The organism is Phenylobacterium sp. (assembly GCF_044372605.1).
Lineage (GTDB): Bacteria > Pseudomonadota > Alphaproteobacteria > Caulobacterales > Caulobacteraceae > Phenylobacterium.
Map to the genome: position 1 here is coordinate 1 of NZ_JBILRO010000042.1, position 18387 is coordinate 18387.

At 65.7% G+C, this 18387-nt stretch carries 17 protein-coding genes; 6 read left to right on the top strand and 11 right to left on the bottom strand.

Annotated elements, in window-relative coordinates:
- The first annotated feature begins 21 nt into the window (after nt 1-21).
- Nucleotides 22-1809, top strand: a complete 1788-nt coding sequence (locus tag ACIQ42_RS05835; RefSeq protein ID WP_397421271.1) for an ABC transporter ATP-binding protein — start codon at nt 22-24, stop codon at nt 1807-1809.
- Nucleotides 1810-1818: 9 nt separating this feature from the next.
- Here ACIQ42_RS05835 and ACIQ42_RS05840 read toward each other — a convergent pair whose 3' ends face one another.
- Both ACIQ42_RS05840 and ACIQ42_RS05845 read right to left on the bottom strand, forming a co-directional pair.
- Nucleotides 1819-2661, bottom strand: coding sequence for a prephenate dehydratase (locus tag ACIQ42_RS05840; RefSeq protein WP_397421272.1), 843 nt, complete (start codon nt 2659-2661; stop codon nt 1819-1821).
- The gene (locus ACIQ42_RS05845; RefSeq protein ID WP_397421273.1) at nt 2658-3395 is read right to left on the bottom strand and encodes a 3-deoxy-manno-octulosonate cytidylyltransferase; all 738 of its coding nucleotides are present in this window, start codon (nt 3393-3395) and stop codon (nt 2658-2660) included. Before ACIQ42_RS05845 ends, ACIQ42_RS05840 begins: the two co-directional genes overlap by 4 nt.
- A gap of 137 nt (nt 3396-3532) precedes the next feature.
- Between ACIQ42_RS05845 and ACIQ42_RS05850 the strand changes: the two genes are divergently transcribed.
- Nucleotides 3533-4228 carry a c-type cytochrome gene (locus ACIQ42_RS05850; protein WP_397421274.1) on the top strand — a complete coding sequence of 232 codons (696 nt, stop codon included), beginning with the start codon at nt 3533-3535 and terminating at the stop codon, nt 4226-4228.
- 37 nt (nt 4229-4265) lie between these two features.
- On the opposite strand, the gene ACIQ42_RS05855 is transcribed toward ACIQ42_RS05850, so the two are convergent.
- The 8 genes from ACIQ42_RS05855 to ACIQ42_RS05890 form a co-directional block, all read right to left on the bottom strand.
- On the bottom strand, nt 4266-5096 hold the full coding sequence (locus ACIQ42_RS05855) for a C40 family peptidase (protein WP_397421275.1): 831 nt from the start codon (nt 5094-5096) through the stop codon (nt 4266-4268).
- Nucleotides 5093-6469, bottom strand: a complete 1377-nt coding sequence (locus tag ACIQ42_RS05860; RefSeq protein ID WP_397421276.1) for a leucyl aminopeptidase family protein — start codon at nt 6467-6469, stop codon at nt 5093-5095. The genes ACIQ42_RS05855 and ACIQ42_RS05860 overlap by 4 nt, the downstream gene beginning before the upstream one ends.
- 9 nt (nt 6470-6478) lie before the next feature.
- The gene (locus tag ACIQ42_RS05865) at nt 6479-6994 is read right to left on the bottom strand and encodes a prepilin peptidase (protein WP_397421277.1); all 516 of its coding nucleotides are present in this window, start codon (nt 6992-6994) and stop codon (nt 6479-6481) included.
- Between the two features lie 123 nt (nt 6995-7117).
- Entirely contained in the window at nt 7118-7288 is a 171-nt protein-coding gene (locus ACIQ42_RS05870) for a Flp family type IVb pilin (protein ID WP_397421278.1), read from the bottom strand.
- Nucleotides 7289-7488: 200 nt separating this feature from the next.
- The gene (locus ACIQ42_RS05875; RefSeq protein ID WP_397421279.1) at nt 7489-8913 is read right to left on the bottom strand and encodes an MFS transporter; all 1425 of its coding nucleotides are present in this window, start codon (nt 8911-8913) and stop codon (nt 7489-7491) included.
- 110 nt (nt 8914-9023) lie between these two features.
- A complete protein-coding gene (locus ACIQ42_RS05880; protein ID WP_397421280.1) occupies nt 9024-10196 on the bottom strand; it encodes a pyridoxal-phosphate-dependent aminotransferase family protein in 1173 nt (390 codons plus the stop codon).
- A gap of 64 nt (nt 10197-10260) precedes the next feature.
- The gene (locus ACIQ42_RS05885) at nt 10261-11037 is read right to left on the bottom strand and encodes a tyrosine-protein phosphatase (protein WP_397421281.1); all 777 of its coding nucleotides are present in this window, start codon (nt 11035-11037) and stop codon (nt 10261-10263) included.
- Between the two features lie 60 nt (nt 11038-11097).
- Complete coding sequence (locus ACIQ42_RS05890) at nt 11098-12543, bottom strand: AMP nucleosidase (RefSeq protein WP_397421282.1); 1446 nt, start codon at nt 12541-12543, stop codon at nt 11098-11100.
- A 105-nt stretch (nt 12544-12648) separates the two neighbouring features.
- On the opposite strand from ACIQ42_RS05890, the gene ACIQ42_RS05895 reads away from it, so the two are divergent.
- From ACIQ42_RS05895 to ACIQ42_RS05905, 3 genes are all read left to right on the top strand, one after another.
- On the top strand, nt 12649-13899 hold the full coding sequence (locus ACIQ42_RS05895) for a dicarboxylate/amino acid:cation symporter (RefSeq protein ID WP_397421283.1): 1251 nt from the start codon (nt 12649-12651) through the stop codon (nt 13897-13899).
- A gap of 105 nt (nt 13900-14004) precedes the next feature.
- A complete protein-coding gene (locus ACIQ42_RS05900; protein ID WP_397421284.1) occupies nt 14005-15387 on the top strand; it encodes a putative bifunctional diguanylate cyclase/phosphodiesterase in 1383 nt (460 codons plus the stop codon).
- Nucleotides 15388-15505: 118 nt separating this feature from the next.
- The gene (locus tag ACIQ42_RS05905; RefSeq protein ID WP_397421285.1) at nt 15506-15940 is read left to right on the top strand and encodes an SRPBCC domain-containing protein; all 435 of its coding nucleotides are present in this window, start codon (nt 15506-15508) and stop codon (nt 15938-15940) included.
- Between the two features lie 70 nt (nt 15941-16010).
- Here ACIQ42_RS05905 and ACIQ42_RS05910 read toward each other — a convergent pair whose 3' ends face one another.
- Nucleotides 16011-17660 carry an alkaline phosphatase D family protein gene (locus ACIQ42_RS05910; RefSeq protein WP_397421286.1) on the bottom strand — a complete coding sequence of 550 codons (1650 nt, stop codon included), beginning with the start codon at nt 17658-17660 and terminating at the stop codon, nt 16011-16013.
- Between the two features lie 127 nt (nt 17661-17787).
- Here ACIQ42_RS05910 and ACIQ42_RS05915 point away from each other — a divergent pair.
- Nucleotides 17788-18387: pseudouridine synthase (locus tag ACIQ42_RS05915; protein WP_397421287.1), on the top strand; the 600-nt coding region annotated here is incomplete at its 3' end.

The following is an 18387-nucleotide window of genomic DNA, read 5'->3' on the forward strand; positions in this document are numbered from 1 at the left end:
CGCCATCCCGGGACTTGACCCATGACTGACCACTACGAAGACGAGGACGAGAACCGCCAGCGGGTGCTCTCCAACAAGCAGGTGCTGGGGTTCATCTCCCGCTACTGGCTGCGTACGCCCTGGCTGTTGACCGGCACCGTGGTGCTGACCCTGATCGCCATTGGCTTTGACCTGGCTCTGCCCTGGGCAGCCGGTCGGCTGGTCGACGCCGTCACCGCCGGCCCCGCCAATCCCGACCCGGCCTGGCGCGCCTGGGCCGTGTTCGTGGGCGTCTATCTGGCGTTTTCGGTGATCCGCAACACCTCGATGCGGTTCCTGATCCCGATGTCCGCCAACAACATGAAGCGCATGACCGATGAGGCTTTCAAGCGGGTGCAGGGCTTCTCGGCGGACTGGCACGCAGACAGCTTCGCCGGGGCTACCGTGCGGCGGCTGAGCCGGGCGATGTGGGGCTATGATGTGGTGACGGACGCGGCGCTGATCTGGTTCGGCCCGGCGATCATCGTGCTGTTCGGCTTGTGCGGCATGATGGCGATGCGCTGGCCGGTGGTGGGCCTTTTCGCCTTCATCATCGTGGTGCTCTACATCGCGTCCAATATCTTCCTGACGGCCCTTTACGCCCGACCCTCCAACCTGAAGTCGGTGGCGATGGACTCTCGGATCGGCGGGGCTATCGCGGACTCGATCTCCTCCAACGCCACCGTCAAATCCTTTGGCGCGGAGGCCCGGGAGGAGGCGCGGATCGCCAGCGTCACCGAAATGTGGCGGACCGTCACCATCAAGACCTGGAACCGGTTTACGGACCTGTGGCTGTTCCACAACCTGATCCTGGTGGTCCTGCAGGCGGGCTTGACCGGACTGTTGCTGATGCAGTGGCAAAAGGGTCTGGCGACCACCGGCGATATCGCCTTTGCGATCACGTCGTTCATGCTGATGACCAGCTATCTGCGCAACATCGGCGAGAACATCCGCATGGCGCAGCGTGGCCTGGATGACACCGAGGACGTGGCCCGCTTCGCCATCACCGAGCCGCAGGTCGCCGACGCGGCCCAGGCACCCGCCTTCCGTTCGGAGGCCGGCGAGATTGTCTTCGACCGGGTGGTGTTCCGCTACAAGTCGGCCGACCGCCCCCTGTATGACCGGTTCACGCTCCGCATCGCGCCGGGGGAGCGGGTGGCGCTGGTCGGCCCCACGGGCTCTGGCAAGTCCACCTTCGTGAAGCTGGTGCAGCGTCTCTACGATCTGGAGAGCGGCGCCATCGTCATCGACGGTCAGGATGTGTCGAAAGTCAGTCAGGGTTCGCTGCGGCGCGCCATCGCTGTCGTGCCCCAGGACCCGGCCCTGTTCCATCGCACGCTCTCCGACAACATCAGGTACGCGCGGCCGGACGCAACGGCCGAGGAGATTGCGCTGGCCGCCAGGCGGGCGAGGGCGGCCGACTTCATCGCGCGACTTCCTGCGGGCTACGACACCCTGGTGGGCGAGCGCGGGGTGAAGCTGTCGGGGGGCGAGCGTCAGCGGGTGGCCATTGCGCGGGCCTTCCTGGCCGACGCGCCGATCCTGGTGCTGGACGAGGCCACCTCGTCGCTGGACGTGGAAACGGAGCGCCAGGTGCAGGCGGCGATGGAAGAGCTGATGGTGGGTCGTACCACGATCGTCATCGCTCACCGGCTATCGACCATCCGCGGGGCGGACCGGATCCTCGTGTTCGACGAGGGCCGGATCGTCGAGGAAGGCCGCCATGGCGAACTGGTGAAGAAGGGCGGGGCCTACGCCCGACTTCACGCCGTGACAGAGGGGGCGGCCTAGCCTGCCCCCTCAGCGGCTCCGGAACGGATCGGCCGGGTAGGTTCCCAGGACTTCGAACCGGTCCGTGAAGAAGGCGAGCTCCTCGAAGGCGAGCGTCAGGGCGCGGTCTTCGGGGCGCCCGTCGACCTCGCCATAAAAGAAGGTGGCCGTGAAGGCGCCTCCCTCCATGTAGCTCTCGAGCTTGGTCATGTTGACGCCGTTGGTGGCGAAGCCGCCCAGGGCCTTGTAGAGCGCAGCCGGAAGGTTGCGCACCCGGAACACGAAGCTGGTCACGCACGCTGCGCCTGGCGGCGGCGGGGCAGGCTCAGGGTCTGCGGTCATGATCAGGAACCGCGTGGTGTTATTGTGGGTGTCCTCGATGTCGCGGGCCAGGATATCGAGCCCATAGATTCGGGCGGCCAAAGCCGGCGCAATGGCGGCGCGGGTAGGGTCGGGACGTTCGGCCAGCAGCTTGGCGGCGCCGGCGGTGTCTCCGACGGTCTCGGCCTTGAGGCCCAGCCGCCGCACCGTGGCGCGGCACTGATGGATCGCGATCGCCATGCTCTGGACGGTCTTCAGATCCTCGAGCTTCACGCCAGGATTGGCCATGAGCTGGAAGTGGATCGGCTTGAACCGTTCGCCAATGATCTTCAGGCCCGAGGAGGGCAGCAGGTGATGTACGTCGGTCACCCGCCCGGCGATCGAGTTCTCCACGGGGATCATGCCAAGCTGGCAGTCGCCCGCCTTCACCGCCTCGAATGCATCTTCGAAAGTTGGGTGTGGCACAGGCTCCATATCAGGGAAGGCGGCCATGCAGGCCTCATGGCTGTTGGCGCCCAGCTCGCCCTGGAAGGCGATTCGCCCCTTGGTCATGACAGCGTCCTTGCATAGTCGCGGGCCCGCTCGAGATCGGCGGGATTGTCGACGGAAATCGGCGCGTCCGGCGCCACCACAGCCCAGATCGAGAGGCCCAGTTCCATGGCGCGAAGTTGTTCCAGCTTCTCGCGGGTTTCCAGTGGCGACGGTGGCGCAGCGTTGAAACGTTCCAGCGCGGCGCGGTGGTAGCCGTAGATCCCGACATGTCGCCAGACCGGCGCGTCGCCGAAGAGCGTGGAGCGGGTGAAGTACAGGGCCCGGCCCGTGCGGCCGTCCGGCAGCATCGACAGCACGGCCTTGACCACGTCTTCGTTCGAACGGTCGGCAGGAGAGACCTCGGGCGCAACGACGGTGGAGATGTCGCACAATGGCTCGTCAGCCAGCAGGCCCACGCACGCCGAGAGAATAAGGGGCGCCACGAACGGCATGTCGCCCTGCAGGTTGACCACGGCGTCGTGGTGGCCGGTCGGGTCCAGTATCGCCAGGGCGGCCTGGATCCGGTCCGAGCCCGAGGGTAGATCCGGATCGGTCAGGACGGCGCGGCCGCCGGCCTGTTGGATGGCCTCGACGATCTCGCGATCACCCGCTGCGACGACGACGGGACCGATGTCTGCAGCCTGGGCCTGACGCATCACCCGCACGATCATCGACAAACCTCCGATATCGGCCAGAGGTTTCCCGGGCAGCCGGGTCGCGGCCATGCGCGCGGGGATGATGACAATCGGGTTCATGCCGTTGGGTAATGTCGCGCGAGGCCTGTTGCGCGAGCGCCGGTAGCGTGTAAGAGAGCCGCACGCAATAAGGAGCGGGATTCCCGCGTGTTCGTGGGTGATGACCTACGGCCTATGAGAGGCGTGACCAGGGGACTATGAGCGAACTTACGTTCAACAAGATCGCCGGCGCTGCGCTGGCCACGGGTCTGGCCATCATTGGCCTGGGGCAACTCTCTGCTGGCGTATTCGGTCCCGAGAAACCGGCCAAGCCGGGGTATCTGGTCGAGGTCGCCGAAGAGGGTGGCGGCGGCGCCGCTGTGGTCGAGATGCTGCCCGACTGGGGCACGGTGCTCCCGACCGCCGACATCGAGGCCGGCAAGGCCGTTTTCGCCAAGTGCTCGTCTTGCCATACGATCGCACAAGGCGGAGCGAACGGAACCGGACCGGCTATCTGGGGCGTCGAGGGGCGCAAACCCGGCTCGTATGCGGGCTTTGCGTACTCGAAGGGCATGACCGAATTCGGCGCGAAGCAGGCGATCTGGGACTACGACAGCCTCTATGAGTTCATCAAGGCACCGGCGAAATACATGCCCGGGACCAAGATGACCTTTGTCGGTCTCAAGAAGGCCGAAGACCGTGTCAACGTCATCGCCTACATGAAGAGCCAGGGCGGTACGCTGCCGATCCCGGCGCCCGACCCGTCGCGCGCGCCAGGCGCAGCGGCAGCGGCTGCCGCGCCTGCGACGACGGCTCCGGCAGCGACAGACGCGGCAGCACCGGCAAGCGCCGGTGCACCTGCGGCAGCCGAAGCTCCGGCGGCAGCGGCTCCCGCGGTTCCCGCCAAGAAGTAAGGGCGGCGGCTCCGAATCGCCCGGGCCGGTTTCTCCTTCAGAGACGCCGGTAACTGGTCGGTTGAGACCCGGTGTCGCCGATCCGTCTGATCGCCTCGGCGAGCGGCTCAACGGCTACGGCCATGTGATGCCCATTGGCGTGGATGATCAGGCCGTCGCCCAGGCCGATGGCGACATGGCCCTTCCAGAACACCAGATCGCCGCGTCCGAACGCGTCGGCTGTGATGTCTGATCCCAACTGCTCCTGCTGATCCGCATCCCGTGGGCAGGCACGGCCGCAGGCAAACAGGGCTTGCTGGACTAGTCCCGAACAATCCAGCCCCAAACTCTCGCGGCCACCCCACAGATAGGGAGTTCCAAGGAAACGCTCGGCCACAGCCGCCCAGTCATCTTCGCCCACGCCAATGGGTTGAAGGTGGTCAGCGGTCATCCAGCCGGCGCCCGAAACCTTAGCCAGACGACCCTCGACAGCCTCGACGGTCACCAATGCATTGATCGAATAGGGGCCAGATGCACGTGTCTTGATGCTGGGTCCGGCAAAGGCATAGGTGCGGATGGCCGCGACCCGATGGGTGGGCCAAGATCCAGCCGGCGCCAGCAGGGCGGCTTCTACAAAGCCCACATATCCGTCACGCAGCGACTGACCCAGACGCCAGACGCCTTCTTCCTCCAGAACCTCGAACCACTCACCGAACAGAAGCTGATCCATCTGTTCGCTCTCGGCGTCGGGCACGGCGCGGATGGAAGCCGCCGGCGCGGTGCAGGTCATGACCCGGGTGTCGAGGTAGACCTCGGCCTCCAGTACGCCTTCCAGCCGGCGCGCTGCGATACCGTCGCGACAGGGGGTGATGCGGGGGTCGTGTTTCACGCAAACCGTTCCCGGATCATTCGGTAGAGGCCCCGGATCGTCTGGGCCTCGCCTCCGGTCGCATAGCCCGGCCGGGCACGGGGGTTCCAGGCAAAGACGTCCAGATGCACCCAGGCGCCCTTTGGCGCAAAACGCTGCAGGAAGAGCGCGGCCGTCACCGCACCGGCCTGGGCCCAGGCGTCGGGATCGTTCTTGATCCCGGCGACGTCGGAATCGAGCGCATCGGCATAGGCTTTCCAGAGCGGCAGGCGCCACATTGGGTCCCACTCCGCGCGGGCGGCGGCCTCGATATCGGCGGCCAGGCCTTCGTCGTCAGTGAAGTAGGGCGGAAGTTGTGGGCCCAGTGCCACGCGGGCGGCGCCGGTGAGGGTGGCCATGTCGATGGTCAGCGCCGGCTCCAGTTCGCAGGCCCGCGTCAGGGCGTCGGCCAGAATCAGGCGGCCCTCGGCGTCGGTATTGCCCACTTCGATAGTCAGACCCTTGCGGGAGGCCAGAATGTCGCCCGGGCGCATGGCGTCGCCCGAGATGGCGTTCTCCACCACCGGAACCAGGATCGACAGGCGCACCGGCAGGTTCGCGGTCATGATCATCCGGCCCAGCGCCAGCACGTGGGCGGCCCCGCCCATATCCTTCTTCATGTTCCGCATGCCAGCCGAGGGCTTGATGTCCAGACCGCCGGTGTCGAAAACCACGCCCTTGCCCACGAGGCAGACGAGCGGCTTGTCACCCTCGCCCCAGCTGATCTCGATCATCCTGGGCGCGCGGGATGGATCGGCGGCGCGGCCCACGGCATGCACAGCGGGATAATTCTCGGTGAGAAGGGCATCGCCCTCGACCACGCTGATCCGTGCGCCATGTTGCTCGGCGATCTCGCGGGCGATGGTTTCCATCTGGCGCGGACCCATGTCGTTGGCGGGCGTGTTGATCATGTCGCGTGCCAGTGCGCAGGCGTGGGCGACCTGCCGGACTTCGGCAGCGTCGGCGCCCTCGGCGACCAGCCGGGCTTGCTCTGCGCCGGGTGTCTTATAGCGGTCGAACCGATAGCTCCCGAGTGCGAAATGGAGCGCGATCTGGTCGGGGGTGACGCCCTGCGGCCGGGCGGCGATCCGGTAGACGCCGGGCGGCAGCTTCGCCGGTAACGCCCGATAGACGGTCGGATGCTGGGCGTCGCCGGCGCCGAACAGCACGCGGTCGAGTGCGCCTTGCGCATCGGGAACCAGCAGCAACTGGCCGGTCTTGCCCTTGAAGTCGGCGGTGCGGGCCAGGGCGGCGGCAAACGCGTCGGTCGCCAGAGCCGCCGTCGTCTCCGCCTCGGTCAGGGCATGGATCGGGACGGTCGGGCCGTCAAAGGTTTCAAGGATCACGTCGCTCATGCTGACACCCTAGAACCCGAGACCGGCGCCGAACAGTGTCTGCGGGAAAGCCGCCATCGCACCGATGGCGATCGCTACGCCGTAAGGCACACCCTCGCCTGGATCGGCCAGCCTGGAGACCCAGCGAGGGCTCACCAAAATCAGCGGGCGCACCTGCGCAGATCTGAGGGTCATCAGCAGGATAGCCAGCCCGCCGCCCGCCAACGCCGTGGCCAGCAGGAACATACCGAGGGCCGGCAGTCCCAGCCAGAGGCACACCGCCGCCAGCAGTTTCGCGTCGCCTCCACCTACCCAGCGCAGTGCGAACATCCCCATCCCGGCCGCCAGCGCCGCTACGCCAACGCCGAGGTTCATTGCTGCGGACGCAAGCGGCATGCCGACGGCCAGGGCCGCAAGCGGGAACGCGGCCAGCAGCGCCGCAGAAATCCAGTTCGGAATCGTAAAGGACAGCGCATCCTCAACCGCCGCCGTCAGGATCAGGCCGAGAAACACCAGGGCGGGGAGGGCGGCGAGGGCGGGCATCATTCCGGGTGACCTGTTTCGTCCACTTGTATGCGCCGTCGATGAACGGAGCGTTGCGACCAGGGTTCCAGAGAAAAGGGCCCCGGCGTTTCCGCCGGGGCCCCGTTTCAGGTGTGGACGTCGGGCTCAGGCGCCGCTGACCGCGTCGCTGATCGTCTCGAAGTTGGCTTGAAGGCTGGTGCCAACAGCCGTCAGGGCGGTCACGAGAACCACGGCGATCAGGGCGGCGATCAGGCCATACTCGATGGCGGTGGCGCCGGATTCGTCTTTCAGGAAGCGGTTCATGAAGTTCGACATGGGCTCTATCTCCTATTTGGCGAGCAGGTGGTGGGGGGCTTCAAGCGAATGCCTGCTCGCCCCTAAGAACACGATCAATCTGCGCCGCCAGACTTAAGTCGAGATAAAGTCGCATCCCTAAAATCTGTAAATGATTATCAGCCATTAATCCTTAACTGCTGTAAATCGTGGATCGAATTCAGATCCCGGGCAATAGCCGTTCATGCCTGAAATTGATGGCCCCGTCCGCCGCCTCGTACGAACGACAAACCCGCCAGACCGATCATCAGCAAGATCAGAAGCATGGCGAATCCCCCTTGCTGGGTGCCGGTGACGCGCGTGCCAAGGTTGACCATCGTTGGCGCCAGCCAGGCTGTAGCCACGCCGGAGAGGGCATAGACGCCGAAGAAGGTCCCCGTTTGCTCGGGTGGTGTCAGGCGCGTCAGCAATGTGCGGCTGGAGGCGTACTGTGCGGTGATGAAAATGGCATTCACGAAGCCGATCAGGATGAACACGACGTCGGGCATATGGGTGAAGACGGGTCCGTTCCAGAGCGGCCCATGGGCCGACGGATCGTAGGGCCAGAAGAAGAGGATCAGGTCAGGTCGCATTCCCAGCATGGCGGCCAGCCCCAGCATCGACATCGAAATCTCGATCCGCAGCGCGTTCTTGGGCCCGATGCCCGCATCCAGCCAGCGACTGACATAGCCGCCCAGCACGGCCACGACGCTCAGCAGGATACCGTAGCCCAACATTTCCAGGGCTCCCCACTTCATGACGCCCACAGCATAGACCCCGGCGTAGACCAGCACCCCGTTCATGCCGTCCACGAAGAACATGCGCGAGCCGATGTAGATGGCCGGGTCACGATAGTGGGTGATCGCCCTCAGCATCCTCCAGAGTTCAACGGCCCCATCTGTCACCGCCGTCAAGGGGCGGATGCCTGTCGGCGGCGCGTCCGGCGTGAACAGGAAGAGCGGGATCGCGCCCAGTAACATCAGGCCCGCCGACATCAGCGCTACGACCCGCTGGGGTTCATTGGTCGCTGGATCCAGGCCGAACAGCGGGGCCGTTGGCACCCAGGGCCAGTCCACCACCCCGGGAAGGGCGAATGCCCAGGCGGTGAACGCGAGCGCCAGGACCGAAAACAGGTTGCCCAGCGACAGGGCCAGTCCCGAAGCCTTGTGCGCGTTGTTCAGACCCGCTGCCCTGATCAACAGCGAATTCTGCAGGATCCCGGCATAGTTGAAGAGCACTTGCACCGTCATGGCGATCAACATCGTCATGGCTACAGTCAGACCTGTGCCGTCCGGCTTGGCCCACCAAAGCGAAGCGGTCAGTGGAATCATCAAGGCGACAATCACGCCCAGCATCCCCTTGCGTTGTCCCAGCTTGTCGATGGATGCGCCGAGGAACGGCGCCGTGGCCATTACCGCCCAGCCCGACCACTGCTGCCACTGCGAGATGATCTCCTGGCCGCGCACCGCGTCGCCGACCATGGCGTCCGCGACGTAGGGCATAAAAATGTAGATGATGATCAGGATCACGAACGGGCTTTGTCCGCCCTCGAAGATGGCCCAGGAGACGCCCCCGCGATTGAGCTTCGTGTCCGGGCTGCGGTCAGGCGCGGCGGCGGTGTCTGTCACTGGATTTCCCCCGGGCGCCGCTTTGCGCTGCGGCAACCTTGACGCTCACCGTAGCGGGCGGCCCTCGTCTGTCGAGGGGGATAAGGAACGGGACAGCGCCGCCCGGTCGACTATGCCGCGAGACTCGCGTCCATGGCCGTCAGTACGGCTGCACGATCCACCTTCACACCCTGGGCCGCCAACGCCTCGCTGAGCGCCGTCAGGCAAAGGCGCACATGCCAGGGGGTCGCCGACGCGCCCATCAGCCCGATCCGCCAGACCTTGCCCTTGAGCGGACCGAGACCTGCACCGATTTCCAGATCCCAGGTCTTCAGCACATGGGCGCGAACCGCCGCCTCGTCGACACCCTCCGGCACCAGCACCGTATTCAGTTGCGGCAACCGCCACTTCGGATCGACCAGAAGTTTCAGACCTGCGGCCTCCAGACCGGCCGCCAAAGCCTCATGAGTACGGGCATGTCGTACGGTGGAGGCCTGCAGGCCCTCCTCGAACAGCACCACCAGCGATTCATGCAGCCCATAGAGCGCATTGATCGGTGCGGTATGATGATAGGTCCGGCCACCCTCACCGCCCCAGTAGGCCATCAGCAGGTTGAAATCGAGCAGCCAGTTCCGGACCTTCTCCTTGCGCCCGGTGATCGCGGCCTGGGCGCGCTTGCTGATCGCGATGGGTGATAGGCCCGGGGGCGCCGAAAGGCATTTCTGGGTTCCCGAGTAAAGAATGTCGGCATCCCAGGCGGCGGCCTCCACCGCGATCCCGCCCAGCGAGGTCACGCAGTCCACGACGGAAAGCGCGCCATGCCTGCGGGCCAGGCCGCACAGTGCCGCTGCGTCGCTGCGAACCCCGGTGGAGGTTTCGGCATGTACAAAGGCGAGGACCTTGGTGGGCGCTTCGGCCAGCGCGTCCTCGACCCGCGCCGGATCGACCGGCTGGCCCCATTCATGTTCGATCGTCACCACTGTGGCGCCCGCGCGGCCTGCCATGTCAGCCATGCGACCGCCGAAAACTCCGTTGATCGCGACCACACAACGGTCGCCGGGCTCCAGCAGGTTCATCATGGCGGCTTCCATGCCGGCGGTTCCGGGGGCGGGCAGCGGCACGCAGGCATGATCCGGCGCATTGAACACCCGCTGCAACGCCGCCTTGATCTCCTCCATCAGAGTCTGGAACTCGGGGTCCAGGTGACCGATGGTCGGCCGCGCCAGAGCGGCCAGCACCCGCGGGCTGACATCGGAGGGGCCCGGCCCCATCAGGACCCGGCGCGGCGGCTGGAAGGATTGCATGGCGGCTCCCCGTTAACTCAGAGGCCGGGTGCTTAGGACGTCAAGGGCCCCGATGGCAACCGGATCAGGCCAGCAAGCGGTCGTGGATACGTTCGCGCAGGGCCGGCGTCAGCCCCAGCGCCTGGTCCAGATAGCCATCCAGCGAGCCGTGGTCGCGGCGCATGACCTGAAACGCCTCCTCCAGGTATTCAGCCTCGACGCGCATGGCGGTCAACAAGGCCTCGTCGGAAGGCTCCCGCCCACCCGATGCCTGGGTGACGTGCTCGCGCATGACAGGCAGGCGCGCCACCATGCGCTCGTGATTGTTGGTGAGCAGGTAGTCCTGGATGATGTCGTCATCGTGGACGCCGGCCACATGGTGGGTCAGCGCGCAGATGATGCCTGTGCGATCCTTGCCTGCCGCGCAATGCACCAGGATCGGACCGGTGGTTTCGGCCAAAGCCTGGAAGTAGCGGGTGTAAAGATCAATGTGGCGTCGTTGGCCGGGCGCGGCGCGATAGTAGTCGCGCATGTAGGCGTGAAAGGAATCGACGCTCAGGTCCGACTCCGAGATGAAGGTAGACCACTCATCGGCTGCTTCCTGACCGATATCGTTCTCGATGACCTGGGCGGAGAACCCGTCCCACCGCCGACTGGGCTCGCGCTCGCGCTCATTGGACCGCCGCAGGTCGACGATCACCGACAGGCCCATCTCCGCCAGCTTCGCGAGGTCCGCGTCGGTGGCGCGGGCCTGGTGGGCGGCCCGGTAGAGCACGCCCGGGCGCAGCCGACGCGCGCCAGCGGCGTAGTCGCCGAAGTCGCGGAAGTTTTCGATTCCGTCAAAGGGGATGTGTCGGGTCATGGGCAGGTCGGTATCCCGGTTGGGCGACAGTTTCGATACACTAATACTGCTGTGCTGGACCTACCGGAATGGCGGTTCATCGAAGCTGCGCAGTTTGCGAGAGTGCAGTCTTGAACCTTCGGCCCGCAACAGATCGATGGCCTCAAGGCCGATCTGCAGATGCTGGGCGATGGCGCGGTCATAGAAGGCGTTGGCCTGGCCAGGGAGCTTGATCTCGCCGTGCAGCGGTTTGTCCGACACGCACAGCAAGGTCCCGTATGGCACCCGGAAGCGATAGCCCTGGGCGGCGATCGTGGCGCTTTCCATGTCGATGGCCACAGCGCGGCTCTGGTTGAAGCGCAGCGCGCTGGATGAGTATTTGAGCTCCCAGTTGCGGTCGTCGGTCGAGACGACCGTGCCGGTGCGCAGGCGGCGCTTCAGCACATCGCCGGTCTCTCCGGTGATCCGCTCGGCGGCGCCGTTCAGCGCCACCTGGACTTCGGCCAGCGGCGGGATCGGAATCTCCGGCGGAAGCACCTTGTCCAGCACATGGTCGTCGCGCAGGTAGGCATGGGCAAGGACGTAGTCGCCGATCTTCTGCGAGCCCCGCAGGCCGCCGCAATGGCCGATCATCAGCCAGGCCTGGGGCCGGAGCACCGCCAGATGGTCGCACACGGTCTTGGCGTTGGAAGGACCGACGCCGATGTTGACCAGGGTAATGCCCGTCCGGCCGGGCGCCATCAGGTGATAGGCGGGCATCTGATGTTTGCGCCAGGTTCCTGCCGCGACGGTGGCTTCAGGGTCCGGTGTATCGGCGGTGATCATCACGTGGCCCGCCGCCGACAAGGCGGTGTAGGGGCCGCCCGACTTCAACTGCGCGGCAGCCCAGCTCACGAACTCATCCACATAGCGGTGATAGTTCGTGAACAGGATATACTGCTGGGCGTGTTCGGCTGGCGTGCCGGTATAGTGGGCCAGGCGCGCCAGTGAGAAATCTGTGCGCAGTCCGTCGAAGAGCGCCAGCGGACGGGCCTCGTCTTCCGCGCCGATCCAGGCCCCGTCAGCGATTTCGTCGCCGATGAACGCCAGTTCCGTGGTCGGGAAGTGCTGGCCGATCTCTGCCGAGCCGACGTCGGCCTTGGCGATATCGGCCGGATCCAGAACGTAGGGAAACGGTATTTCCTGGTTGGAACGCCCGACCTCCAGCTCGACCTCGAAGTCCTCCTGCAACAGCGACAGCTGCTCGATCAGATAGTCGCGATAAAGTTCCGGCCGGGTAACGGTCACGGCGTATCGACCGGGTGCGGCGATCCGGGCATAGGCGCGACTGATGCGGGGGAAGGGCTTCCCGGGCGGCCAGGTCAGGCGCAACTCAGGATACACATAGGCCCCCGCAAGGCGGGCTGAGGGGTCCGGCGCGGGGCCCCCGGCCAGGAATGTCTTGAGGGCGCTGCTGAGAGACTCGACGCTTTGGCGGTATTCAGTCTCTAGCCGATCAACGATGTCGGCTGCGTTTGTCTTGTTCATCCGGCGTAATATAGCGCCTCTGTGTGACGCTTGCGAGCGCGTCCTGCTGGACGAGGCCTCCGATCTTGGCGACAAGGGTGCAAGTGCGTTTCCCCCGGGGGCCAAATGAACCGTCTGTTCACCTACTTCGTCGTCGGCTCCATGATCCTTGGGGTGCTGGTTGGCTGGATCGTCAACGTCACGATGCCGACCGAGGGCGCCGCCGCCGTCGCGGACAACCTGACCATCATCACCGATGTGTTCCTGCGCCTGATCAAGATGATCATTGCGCCCCTGGTGTTCGCCACCCTGGTGGCCGGGATCGCTCACATGGAAGACGCCGGCGCGGTCGGACGGATCGGAATCAAGACCATGGGCTGGTTCATCACCGCCTCCATCGTCTCGCTGACCATCGGCCTGATCATGGTCCACATCCTGAAGCCGGGCACCGGCCTCAACCTCACCCTGCCGGATGCGGGCACTACCGGTGCGGCCGTCGACACGGCCAAGTTTACCCTGCGCGACTTCATCACCCACCTGGTGCCGAAATCCATCGTCGAGGCGATGGCCAACAACGAGATCCTGCAGATCGTTGTGTTCTCGGTGTTCGTGGGCACCGCCGTGGCAGCCGTCGACGACAAGGCGCCGGCAGTGCTGGCCCTGGTCGAACAGGTCGCCCAGATCATGCTGAAGGTCACGGGCTATGTCATGACCACCGCGCCGCTGGCGATCTTCGCCGCCCTGGCCGCAACGATCGCCACCCAGGGGATCGAGGTGCTCTGGACCTATGTGAAATTCATAAGCGGCTTCTACCTGTCACTGGGCCTCCTCTGGGTGCTGCTGATCGGCGCTGCGGTGATCATTATCGGCCCAAGGGCGCTGAAACTGATCGCCGCGGTGCGTCAGCCAACTCTGCTCGCCTTCTCAACGGCATCGTCGGAGGCCGCCTATCCCCGAACCCTTGATGCGCTCCAGCAATGGGGTGTGTCGCGCAAGGTGGCCAGCTTCGTGCTGCCGCTGGGCTATTCGTTCAATCTCGACGGGTCGATGATGTACTGCACCTTCGCGACCCTGTTCATCGCCCAGGTCTATGGCATCGAGATGTCCATCGCCCAGCAGGTGACCATGCTGGGCTTGTTGATGGTCACGTCCAAGGGCATGGCGGGCGTGCCTCGGGCCTCGTTGGTCGTCATTGCCGCTACCCTTGCCTACTTCGATCTGCCGGAGGCGGGGTTGCTGTTGATCCTGACCGTGGACCACATCCTCGACATGGGTCGATCCGCCACCAATGTGATCGGAAACACGGTCGCCTCGGCGGTCGTGGCCAAGTGGGAAGGCCAGATCCAGGAGCCTGCGGAAGCTCCCGCCAAAGCCTGACGACTGGGGCAGTAGCCTAACGCACGTAAACCTTGTCGCTTAACCGGGCATTCGCCTCGATCGGCGAAGGTGGGATCGTGTGTTGGACTCCAGATCGCCCCCCCTGTGCCGCAACTTGCCGATCACCAGACTGAATTCGCCGCCCGAGTCGCGGAACTGGAGGCCGAGCGTGAGCTGACGCTCAGGCTGGCGCAGACCGATTCGCTGACGGGCCTCGTCAACCGGGGCGCCTTTACATCCGGGCTCTGCGAGCGTCTCGAGGCGGCCCGCGATAGCGGGGCGCAGGTCGCCCTGTTCATCATTGATCTGGATCGCTTCAAGAACCTCAACGACACCCTGGGGCACCACGCCGGCGACCAGTTGCTGGCCGAACTGGGCGAGCGCCTGCGCGCCGAGGCCCGGCCCGGCGAACTGGTGGCGCGGCTGGGCGGAGATGAGTTCGCCCTGATCACCAACGACACCGATATCTCGGGGCGGGCATCCCGGCTGATCTCCATGTTGACCCTGCCCCAGACGATTTACGGGCGCACGGTGGTCCCGGGTGGCTCGATCGGCGTGGCCCTCTATCCCCGAGACGCGCAGGACGCGGGCGACCTGCAACGGTTCGCCGATATGGCGCTCTATCGCGCAAAGGCGCTGGGGGGCCGTCGATGCTCGGTGTTCGACGCCGACCTGCGCAACGAAAGCCTGCGTCGCCGTAATCTGGAGGCGGAGCTCCGCCGCGCCATACCGGCCGGTGAAATCGAGCCCTGGTTCCAGCCGATCATTGATTCCATGACCGGCCGCATGGTCGGCGTCGAAGTTCTCGCCCGCTGGCGGCACCCGGATCAGGGACTGCTTTCGCCCGCCGCCTTTGTGCCGATGGCGGAGGAGCTTGGCCTGATCAAGGCCATCGACGAGGCCATCTTCGAGGCCGCCTGCGCCCGCGCTGCGCCCTGGGTCGCCGATGATCTGATCGAGGTGGTGTCGTGCAACGTCTCACCGAGAGATCTGCTGGATCCGGGTTTCTCGCGAAAGCTTATCCAGCGGCTGGGTCAGACTGCGCTCCCGGCCACGGCGCTCACCGTCGAGATCACCGAGACCTTCCTGCTGCAGGACATGGCCCTGGCGCGTCGACATATCGAAAGGCTGGCGGCCAAAGGCGTGAACGTGGCCCTTGACGACTTTGGCACGGGGTATTCGAACCTGCGCTCCCTGATGCACCTGCCGATCCAGACGGTGAAGCTGGATCGCTCGCTGATCGACGATGTTGGCCGCGACGCACGGGTGTCCAAGCTCGTGGCTTCCATGCTGCATGCCGCCCGGTCGCTGGGTGTCCGCATCATCGCCGAAGGTGTTGAGCACGAGGCGCAGGCACTGTTCCTGCGTTCCGCCGGTTGCGACAGGATGCAGGGTTACTTCTTCGCACGCCCAATGCCAGCCGATGAGATGGAGGCCATGCTGCGCGAGGCCAATGGCGTGACGCCGAAACGCGCGGCGGTGGGCTGACCAGGTTGATCGGCTGCCATCGAAAGGCAGGGCTCAACCTCGCGTTAACCGGAGCACATCCGTATGGCGCAACCTCCTGATCGCCCGATCACTTGGTATGTGTAGACAAAGAAGCCTCATGCCGACGCTGAAGTGTTCCCGAGAGATCGCCGCCCCGGCCCATGAGGTGTGGCGCACTCTGACCACCAATGAAATCGTCAAGGAATGGGCGGCGGCTTACGTCGATGGGCTGTCGATCCAGACGTCCTGGAAAGCGGGAGACAAGGTCACCTGGAGGACCTCGAATGGCAAGGTTCGGGCGACCGGCCGCATCGCTGCCTATGAACCGGACCGGTTGCTGCAGTTCGACTACGATGAATACGGCCCGGCCGAGGGCGGCGCCTTTTCCGAGACCTTCGAGATTCAACCCGGCTCCCGGACAACCCGACTAAATCTGACAGCCGGCCCCATGAACGAGTCGGCCGTGACGGCGATGAGAGGCCAGGCCGAGAAGGCGATCGAGGAAATCCGCAGCCTGGCCGAGGAGCTGGCGCAAATCCGGCGCACGCGCTGAGGGCATCTGGCTGCCGGCCGAACCGTCGCTCGGCCGACATCACCAGAGAGTCCGTCTAGGATCGTCGCGATCAGACTTCCTTCAACCCCGAGATCCCCTTGCCCTCCGGCGTGGCCTGGAAGCTCTTCGCGGTCCGGACGGTGAACGCCTTGTCGACAATGGTCGAGACCGCCACCAGATCGCCTCGCGCGGCGTCCCGTGACAGGGTCACCAGCACAAAGCCCTTCGAGGACTGGTCGTTGTAGATCACCTCGTCGCTCGCCTTGGCGAACACCGCGCCGATATCAAAAGTCTTGAAGGCGTCGCCGCCGCCGGGGCTGGTGATGGAGGTGCCTGCGAACTCGCAGGCCACGCGCTTGCCAGAGGCGTCGGCCAGTTCATTGGCCCAGAACGCGTGGCTGTCGCCGGAGACCACGATGGGCCGCGCGCCAGCCTGCTTGATCATGTCGTAGACCCGCTCGCGGTCGACGGGGTAGCCGTCCCACATATCCAGGCCATAGGGCTGGCCCGCCAGGGCGCCCCAGCGACGCAAGCGGCCCCTTGCCGCCTCGTCCAGAGAGGACAGGGCATCGGCGGGGAAATCCTTGGCCGGGTCCGGGATCTTGACCCGCGCCATGAACACGCCGGTGCCGATCACTTGCCAGGCGTGCCCGGCCTTGACCGAGCCGGCCAACTCTCCGGCCAGCCAGGCCTCCTGCGCCGGGCCCATCATGCGACGGGCGGGATCATACAGCTTGGTCCGGAAGGCGGCGAGGTCAGGCTTGCCGTCCGCCATCGGCATGTCGTTGTCATAGGTCAGCTGCTTGTCCCGGGCCGTCAGGCGGGTTTCCAGCATGATGATCTGGGCCAGATCTCCCACCTTGAAGCTGCGGGCTGCGGCTTCGGCGAGGGACTGACCGGGCTTCGGCTCGCGGATCGGCATCCACTCATAGTAGGCTTTCAGCGCCACGGCCTTGCGCGCCGTCCAGTCGCCTTCGGTGGCAGGCTGGTGGTTCTGGGCACCGTTGGCGTAGCTGTCGTTCGTGGTCTCGTGGTCATCCCAGGCGACGATCCAGGCGGCGCGGGCATGAGCGGCCTGCAGGTCCGGGTCGGACTTGTATTGACCGTGACGCTGGCGATAGTCGGCGAGGCTCAGGATCTCGTGCGCGGGGGCGTGCGCCCGATCCTTGGCCACAGCGGAATCCATGCCATAGGTGCCCGGGCCGCCGTACTCATAGATGTAGTCGCCCATGTGCAGCACCAGATCCAGGCGCGGCAGGTCGGCCATGGCGCGGTAGGCGTTGAAATAGCCCTGCGGATAGAGCGAACAGGACGCCACGGCGAACACCACATCCTTGGTCGGCCCGGCCGGCAGCGTCATCGTGCGACCGGTCGGCGACGTGACGCCTTCGGCCTCGAAGGTGAAGGTGTAGGCGCGGCCGGCGTCCAGGCCCGTCGCATCAACTTTTGCGGTGTAGTCCCGCTCGGGGCCGGTAACGCCGGTTCCGGATTTTGCGCCGCCGGCCCGGCGATCCACAGGTATGAGGGCCCAGCGATAACTGATCTGGCCGCCAGGCGTCGCCGGCGTGATCCGGGTCCAGAGCACCACCCGGTCCTGCAACGGGTCGCCCGACGCGACGCCGTGTTTGAAACTGACCTTGCCGGCAGCGGTCTGCGCTGCGGCCGGTGATGCGGCGCCCAGGCCGATCAGGCCCAGCGCTGTACGACGATCAATATTCATGGACGGTTCTCCCCATTTTCAACCGCGCCTTATGGCAGAGCCATAACACAGGCTTGCGACAGCCCTTGTCCAACTCTGAAATCCCCGTGGCATTGCCAGGGCGGGTCGCTCCGCGCTACGCCGGGCCATGAGCGGTGAGCCGGACCCCGACGATGAGCCCCCGGGCCTGCGGCTGCTGGACGTCAGCCAGAGCGACGCCAACGGGCGGGTCGACAAGCTGCTGGCGGCGGGCCTTGCGGATCTGTCGCGCGGCCGCATCCAGGCGCTGATCGCCGCAGGCCGGGTCACCTGCGACGGGGTTCCGGTGACGGACGGCTCGGCGAAGGCCCAGGCGGGAGCCTATCGCCTCGAGATCCCGCCGCCCACCTCGGCCATCCCGCTGCCGGAGGCCATTCCGCTCACCGTCCTCTACGAAGACGCCTACCTGATCGTCATCGACAAGCCGCCGGGCATCGCCATGCACCCCGCGCCCGGCAGCGAGACCGGCACCGTCGTCAACGCCCTGCTGCACCATTGCGGCGCCAGCCTGTCCGGCATCGGCGGGGTGGCGCGGCCGGGCATCGTCCACCGGATCGACAAGGAGACCTCGGGCGTCGTGGTCGCGGCCAAGACCGATGCGGCCCACCAGGGACTTTCCAGTCTGTTTGCTATTCACAATATCGAGCGTGTCTATGTTGCGTTTACCCGGGGTGCGCCCTGGCCCCACAAGGGGACGATCGAGGGGGCC

What these genes read in the sequence shown, in the direction of transcription:
- ACIQ42_RS05835 (WP_397421271.1), top strand. Translation starts at nt 22, where the DNA reads ATGACTGACCACTACGAAGACGAGGACGAGAACCGCCAGCGGGTGCTC.
- ACIQ42_RS05840 (WP_397421272.1), bottom strand. Translation starts at nt 2,661, where the DNA reads ATGACCAAGGGGCGAATCGCCTTCCAGGGCGAGCTGGGCGCCAACAGC.
- ACIQ42_RS05845 (WP_397421273.1), bottom strand. Translation starts at nt 3,395, where the DNA reads ATGAACCCGATTGTCATCATCCCCGCGCGCATGGCCGCGACCCGGCTG.
- ACIQ42_RS05850 (WP_397421274.1), top strand. Translation starts at nt 3,533, where the DNA reads ATGAGCGAACTTACGTTCAACAAGATCGCCGGCGCTGCGCTGGCCACG.
- ACIQ42_RS05860 (WP_397421276.1), bottom strand. Translation starts at nt 6,469, where the DNA reads ATGAGCGACGTGATCCTTGAAACCTTTGACGGCCCGACCGTCCCGATC.
- ACIQ42_RS05865 (WP_397421277.1), bottom strand. Translation starts at nt 6,994, where the DNA reads ATGATGCCCGCCCTCGCCGCCCTCCCCGCCCTGGTGTTTCTCGGCCTG.
- ACIQ42_RS05870 (WP_397421278.1), bottom strand. Translation starts at nt 7,288, where the DNA reads ATGTCGAACTTCATGAACCGCTTCCTGAAAGACGAATCCGGCGCCACC.
- ACIQ42_RS05880 (WP_397421280.1), bottom strand. Translation starts at nt 10,196, where the DNA reads ATGCAATCCTTCCAGCCGCCGCGCCGGGTCCTGATGGGGCCGGGCCCC.
- ACIQ42_RS05885 (WP_397421281.1), bottom strand. Translation starts at nt 11,037, where the DNA reads ATGACCCGACACATCCCCTTTGACGGAATCGAAAACTTCCGCGACTTC.
- ACIQ42_RS05890 (WP_397421282.1), bottom strand. Translation starts at nt 12,543, where the DNA reads ATGAACAAGACAAACGCAGCCGACATCGTTGATCGGCTAGAGACTGAA.
- ACIQ42_RS05895 (WP_397421283.1), top strand. Translation starts at nt 12,649, where the DNA reads ATGAACCGTCTGTTCACCTACTTCGTCGTCGGCTCCATGATCCTTGGG.
- ACIQ42_RS05905 (WP_397421285.1), top strand. Translation starts at nt 15,506, where the DNA reads ATGCCGACGCTGAAGTGTTCCCGAGAGATCGCCGCCCCGGCCCATGAG.
- ACIQ42_RS05910 (WP_397421286.1), bottom strand. Translation starts at nt 17,660, where the DNA reads ATGAATATTGATCGTCGTACAGCGCTGGGCCTGATCGGCCTGGGCGCC.